The sequence below is a fragment of the Chryseobacterium sp. IT-36CA2 genome (assembly GCF_949767875.1).
In the GTDB taxonomy this organism is placed as follows: Bacteria; Bacteroidota; Bacteroidia; order Flavobacteriales; family Weeksellaceae; genus Chryseobacterium.
Window position 1 is genome coordinate 1,459,650 of sequence record NZ_CATKPG010000011.1, and the last position, 6,073, is coordinate 1,465,722.

Here is a 6,073-nt window from a genome sequence, read left to right on the forward strand (position 1 = left end):
GCCAAAACCAAATAACAATATGAAATTAAAATTAAAATATATTCCACTTTTACTTCTGCCATTTTCTTTGAGTCTTAACGCTCAGGAAATAAAAGCAGAGCTTAATAAAGAAATTAAAAGACAGGAAAAAATCTCCTATATTCTAGACTATCCTAAGAATACAAAAGGAAATGTTCCTTTGATTGTTTTTCTTCACGGTTCAGGAGAGCGCGGAACCAATTTGGATCTGGTAAAGGCACACAGTCCCTTTACCTATAAAAATCTAATCAAAGAACCCGTGGCTATTCTCGCTCCGCAATGTCCGGAAGGAATGTGGTGGGATACCGTGACCCTATATCATCTGATCCAGGAAATTCAACAAAAATATAAAATTGACGCTTCCCGTATTTATCTTACAGGACTTTCTATGGGAGGATGGGGAACTTTGAAACTGGCTATGGAGCATCCGGAAATGTTTGCTGCAGTAGCTTCAGTTTGTGCACCTACAGATCAGATTATGACAGCCAATATTGAGCAATTTAAAGATTTAAATATAAAAATATTCCAAGGCGGAATGGATGATATTGTACTGCCTGCCAATGCTTTTAATTTTTACCAAAAGTTGCACCCTGTAAATCCAAACGCAGAATTGGTAATTTTCCCGAATGATAATCATAACTCATGGGATTCTGCCTACTCAAATCCGCAGTTCTATGAATGGATGCTATCAAAAAAGAAAGGAAAATAACCCAACACACAATGATCGAAAGATAAACCCATCGAATTAAAACTAAAAAATATAAAAACAATAATTTAAGAAGATAGATTTATGAAAAAGTTAATTGTAATTGCCACTTTAGCATTGGCTCCTGTGTTTTCTGCACAGGAAATGGTAGACAAGCCTGTTCAGTCTTATCAGACAGCTCAGTATCAGGCTAAAAAGAAGGCTTTTGTAGATAATCTTTTATCTAAAATGACATTGGATGAAAAGATAGGTCAGCTTAATTTACCAAGTTCAGGTGATTTCACTACAGGTCTGGCTAAAAGTTCAGACATCGGTAAAAAAGTGGAACAGGGATTAGTAGGCGGACTATTCAATATAAAAGGTGCTGAAAAAATCAGAGCCGTTCAAAAAGTAGCAGTGGAAAACAGCCGTCTTAAAATTCCTTTGATTTTCGGGATGGACGTTATCCATGGTTATGAAACTACATTCCCAATTCCATTAGGTTTAGCGGCTTCATGGGATATGAATTTGGTCCAGCAGTCCGCAAGAGTAGCTGCTAAAGAAGCTTCTTCTGATGGCATCAACTGGACGTTCTCTCCAATGGTAGATATTTCCCGCGAACCACGATGGGGGAGAGTTTCCGAAGGTTCCGGTGAAGATCCGTATTTAGGAAGTGAAATTGCAAAAAATATGGTCTATGGGTACCAAGGGAAAGATTTATCCGTTGGAAATACCATTTTGGCTTGTGTGAAGCACTTCGCACTTTACGGAGCAGGTGAAGCTGGAAGAGATTATAATACAGTTGACATGAGCCACGTGAGAATGTTCAATGAATATTTTCCACCTTACAAAGCGGCTGTTGACGCGGGGGTAGCTTCTGTGATGGCTTCTTTTAATGAAGTGGACGGAGTTCCAGCGACAGGAAACAGATGGCTTCAAACCGAAGTTCTAAGAAACAAATGGAACTTTAAAGGTTTTGTAGTAACGGATTATACAGGGATCAATGAAATGGTTGACCATGGTATGGGAGATCTTCAGCAGGTTTCAGCATTGGCTTTAAAAGCAGGTGTGGATATGGATATGGTAGGTGAAGGTTTTTTAACGACATTAAAAAAATCTTTATCTGAAGGTAAAGTAACGCAGGCTGAAATTGATCTGGCTGCAAGAAGAATTCTTGAATCAAAATATGACTTAGGATTATTTACAGATCCATACAAGTATGGTGATGCAAAGCTTGCAGCAAAAGAAGTTTTCAGCATGGAAAACAGAAATATTGCTAGAAATGCGGCTGCACAGTCTATGGTTTTAATGAAAAATGAAAACCAGGTGCTTCCTTTGAAAAAATCAGGAACTGTTGCGGTAATCGGACCATTGGTGAACAATTCATTAAACATGGCCGGTACGTGGAGTGTTGCAGCAAAGCATGATAAAGCAGTAAACCTGATGCAGGGCCTTCAGGCTAACTATGGTAAAGAAGTAAAATTCATTTCTGCAAAAGGGGCCAATATTGATTATGATGCAAAGTTAGAAGACATCTATGCTGCTCATGGCAAAAAAACCGATAGAGACAACCGTTCAAAAGAAGAATTATTAAAAGAGGCTGTAGATGTTGCCAGCAAAGCAGACGTGGTTGTTCTGGCAATCGGAGAATCTGCGGAAATGAGCGGTGAATCTTCTTCAAGAACAGAAATTACGATTCCTCAATCTCAGGTTGATCTTTTAAACGAATTAAAGAAAACCGGAAAACCAATTGCGGTAGTACTTTTCACAGGCCGTCCACTAGCTTTAACAAATGTAAAAGATACGCCGGATGCCATTCTTAATGCTTGGTTTGCAGGTTCAGAAGCAGGAAATGCTATTGCAGATGTTCTTTTCGGAAAAGTAAACCCATCAGGAAAACTTCCAATGACTTTCCCAAGAAGCCTTGGACAGGTTCCAATTTACTATAATGCCAAAAATACAGGTCGCCCTTTAAGCCAGGAACTGACTGATAAATGTGAATATCAAAGATTCCGTTCCAACTATATGGATGAGTGTAATACACCATTGTATCCGTTTGGATTTGGTTTGAGTTATACAAAATTCGGGTATTCTGACATTGCGGTATCTAATGCCAATCCAAAAGGAAATCAGAGTGTTCAGGCATCCGTTACAGTAACAAATAATGGTAATTATGACGGAGCAGAAGTAGTTCAGTTGTATATCAGAGATATGGTAGGAAGCATTACAAGACCAGTAAAAGAGTTGAAAGGTTTCCAGAAAGTATTTTTGAAAAAAGGAGAATCAAAAAAAGTTACATTTGATATCACCCCTGAAAATCTTAAATTCTACAATGGAGATTTGAAATACGACTGGGAATCAGGTGAATTTGATGTGATGATTGGTACCAGCTCTGCAGAGGTGAAACATTCTAAGATTAATTGGACGAAGTAATAAAGTGAAATTTATTCACAGGAATGTGTGTTAGGGTTTATTTGGCATGATTTTTAATAATAACTCGGTAATTATTATTATATAAAAAAATCAATATGAAAAAAACAATTTTCCTTAGTGCAATGTTCCTGGGTTCTTTAGTATTCGCACAGCAAACACATGTTGTAGGTGGAGACAGAGATGCGCATGGTTGTATCGGTTCAGCAGGATATACCTATTCTCAAATTAAAAAGGATTGTGTAAGAACTTTTGAACAAAAGATCAAGTTGACAGAAGTAGCTCCTGCAGGAAGTTCTACTTCAATAGCAGCAGTAATCTTCAGCAAAGACATGAAAAAAGCTGAGGTTTTCGTTAAAGATGCCGATACAGGAAGTATAATCCTGACCAGAGCTGGAGGTAAAGCCAAAGCCTGGAAAAAAGATGGCTATGTATTGGTCCCTTTCAAAAAAAATGGATATCAGCTTAAAAAAGATAATGTAGTGATCTATCAATAAGATCAGATTTCAAAGATAAAAAGCCACTCGAAAGAGTGGCTTTTTTTGTAACTTGGAGAGAAATTAATTGATGTCACATTTTTGTGATATCTTTAGCCAATCAGAAAACAAAAATTTAACCTATGAAAAAAACTATTTTATTCAGTGCCATGTTCCTTGGTACACTTGTTTTTGCTCAAAAAAAAGCACCAGTTTTGGGTGGGGACAGAGACGTTCACGGCTGTATAGGCTCCGCAGGATATACTTATTCACAAATCAAAAATAATTGTATAAGAACTTTTGATCAGAAAATAAAACTTAAAGAAGTTAGTACAGATAAAAGTTATACTACAACAACTGCTGTGATTTTCAATAAAAGCATGACAAAAGCTGAAGTATTTATTCCGGATGGTGCTGCAAAAAGCATTATTCTCGACAAGCAGGGAAAAGAAAAGATCTGGAAAAGTGGAACTCATGTGAAAGACATTTATGTTTTAACACCTCACAAAAAAAGTTACCAGATCAAGAAAAATGATGAGATAATTTATCAATAAGATCAGATTTTAAAAATAGAAAGCCACTCGGAAGAGTGGTTTTTTTATGGACATGAATAAAATAACCTTAAATGGAATTATCTACCTTGAGTTAAATAAAATTTAATACGACAAGTTTTGTCGTTGTACATAGATAATTTTACGTCAGAAAAACACATATTTAGATTTTTGTAATTGATATTCAATTATGAATAGTAAGACTTATGTTAAATAATAGGTTTGTATTTTCTTATGTGTTAATAAAAGTTAAATTCACGGAATTTAAAAAATCATTATAAACTCAAATAACAACACAAGATGAAAATACTCTATCTCGGTGCATTTACTATGTGCGCAGTTTTGGGTGTATCTGCCCAGGAAGTGGTATGGCAAAAAGATATCAACTCCTCTACCCAGGATTTTCTAAGCCAGGTAACCACAACTATTGACCAGCAATATTTGATCACAGGAAGTTCTATACAGTCAGGAAGCGGGAAGCTGGAGGCTGGAAGTAAGCAAAACAACGGTTATGATTTTCATCTGGTAAAACTAAATCAACAGGGAGAAGAAGTTTGGGAAAAATACTTTTCCGGACAAAATCATGATTATTTATCAGCGACAGTAACCACACAGGATGGTGGATTTCTCTTAGCAGGAACCTCTTATTCTGGAAAAGGTCTTGATAAAAAAGAGGATTCCAAAGGAGGATCAGATATCTGGCTGATCAGAATCAATGAATTTGGAGATGAATTATGGCAGAAAACCTTGGGAAGTTCTTCTGATGAAGAAGCAAGAGCTGTGATTCAAACGACAGATTTAGGATTCTTTGTTGCGGGCAACGTTCAAAGTTCTTCAAAAGGTTATGGCTCTAAAGATGTCTTGATCACAAAACTGGATAAAGATGGAAAAGAATTATCACAATTAATCCTAGGTGGAAAAGGTTTAGATGAAGTGGAAAAGATGATTCCAACGAGAGATGGCGGAGCATTACTGGGAATTTATTCCAGAAGTACATCTGTTAAAACAACTCATCAGCAATCAACGATCAATACAAATACTCCGTCTGACAGAACTGCAACCCAAAACCTACTATCTGCAACCTCTAAACAAACTGAAAACTTCGGCGAAGGTGACTACTGGATCGTTAAGCTCGATAAAAACGGAAAAGTAGAATGGGAAAAGAATTTTGGAGGAAAAGGTGATGATCATATCAGAACCCTGGCATTAACTTCAAACGGATTCATCATTGGAGGAGAATCAAGATCGGAAAGATCAGGAAACAAAACGGTAGGTATTGAAGAAGGAACAGATCTTTGGCTAATTTCTTTAAATGAAAGGGGTGATGAACAATGGCAGAAGTCCTACAATTTCAAAAACCGCGATATCCTGATGGGGATGAGTGTTCTTCATTCAGCGGACGACAAATTATCTAAAGGTATTCTGTTGGGAGGTTACACTCAAGCGGAAGGAAGAATTCAAACTGATGATGAAACCTTCTGGATGCTCTACTTAGATCAGAATGGAAATGAACAGTGGAGAAAGCACGTAAAAGGAGAGTCTAGTAAGAAGGAAGAAAGGCTTTCTGATTTAAAACTGAACAGAGATGGTTCAATTGTTTTAGCCGGAACCAGTGCAGAAGAATTGGGGAAAGAAAACTGGAAGATTGTGAAATTGGGGGACAAACAGGTTGATCAGCTGATTGAAAAATATGACATCAAGATCTATCCAAACCCTGTTTCAGACTATGCATATGTAGAAATCGGTTTTGACTTCAAAGAAGCTGATATTCTCTTGTATGATATGAGCGGAAGACAGCTTCAAAGTATAAAAACAAAGAACAGCGTGACGAAGATCAATACTCAGGCTTTGGTTCAGGGAGCTTATCTGGTGACTATAAAAACTGATACAAATAAAATGGCGAATGCTAAACT

General features: G+C 37.0%; 5 protein-coding genes. All 5 read left to right on the top strand.

What is annotated here, in order from left to right; genetic code table 11:
• Window positions 1-19 precede the first annotated feature (19 nt).
• Window positions 20-727 (top strand): prolyl oligopeptidase family serine peptidase, encoded by a 708-nt coding sequence (locus ACM6F9_RS07315; RefSeq protein WP_414845085.1) that lies wholly within the window; start codon window positions 20-22, stop codon window positions 725-727.
• A gap of 81 nt (window positions 728-808) precedes the next feature.
• Complete coding sequence (bglX, locus tag ACM6F9_RS07320) at window positions 809-3,136, top strand: beta-glucosidase BglX (RefSeq protein ID WP_414845086.1); 2,328 nt, start codon at window positions 809-811, stop codon at window positions 3,134-3,136.
• A gap of 95 nt (window positions 3,137-3,231) precedes the next feature.
• Window positions 3,232-3,630 carry a hypothetical protein gene (locus tag ACM6F9_RS07325; protein WP_414845087.1) on the top strand — a complete coding sequence of 133 codons (399 nt, stop codon included), beginning with the start codon at window positions 3,232-3,234 and terminating at the stop codon, window positions 3,628-3,630.
• 122 nt (window positions 3,631-3,752) lie between these two features.
• The gene (locus tag ACM6F9_RS07330; RefSeq protein WP_414845088.1) at window positions 3,753-4,163 is read left to right on the top strand and encodes a hypothetical protein; all 411 of its coding nucleotides are present in this window, start codon (window positions 3,753-3,755) and stop codon (window positions 4,161-4,163) included.
• 297 nt (window positions 4,164-4,460) lie between these two features.
• A partial coding sequence (locus ACM6F9_RS07335; protein WP_414845089.1) for a T9SS type A sorting domain-containing protein occupies window positions 4,461-6,073 on the top strand: 1,613 nt, incomplete at its 3' end.

Bases quoted from the DNA above. Each gene is read 5' to 3' on its own strand.
- ACM6F9_RS07325 (WP_414845087.1), top strand. From the start codon at position 3,232: ATGAAAAAAACAATTTTCCTTAGTGCAATGTTCCTGGGTTCTTTAGTA.
- ACM6F9_RS07315 (WP_414845085.1), top strand. From the start codon at position 20: ATGAAATTAAAATTAAAATATATTCCACTTTTACTTCTGCCATTTTCT.
- bglX (WP_414845086.1), top strand. From the start codon at position 809: ATGAAAAAGTTAATTGTAATTGCCACTTTAGCATTGGCTCCTGTGTTT.
- ACM6F9_RS07330 (WP_414845088.1), top strand. From the start codon at position 3,753: ATGAAAAAAACTATTTTATTCAGTGCCATGTTCCTTGGTACACTTGTT.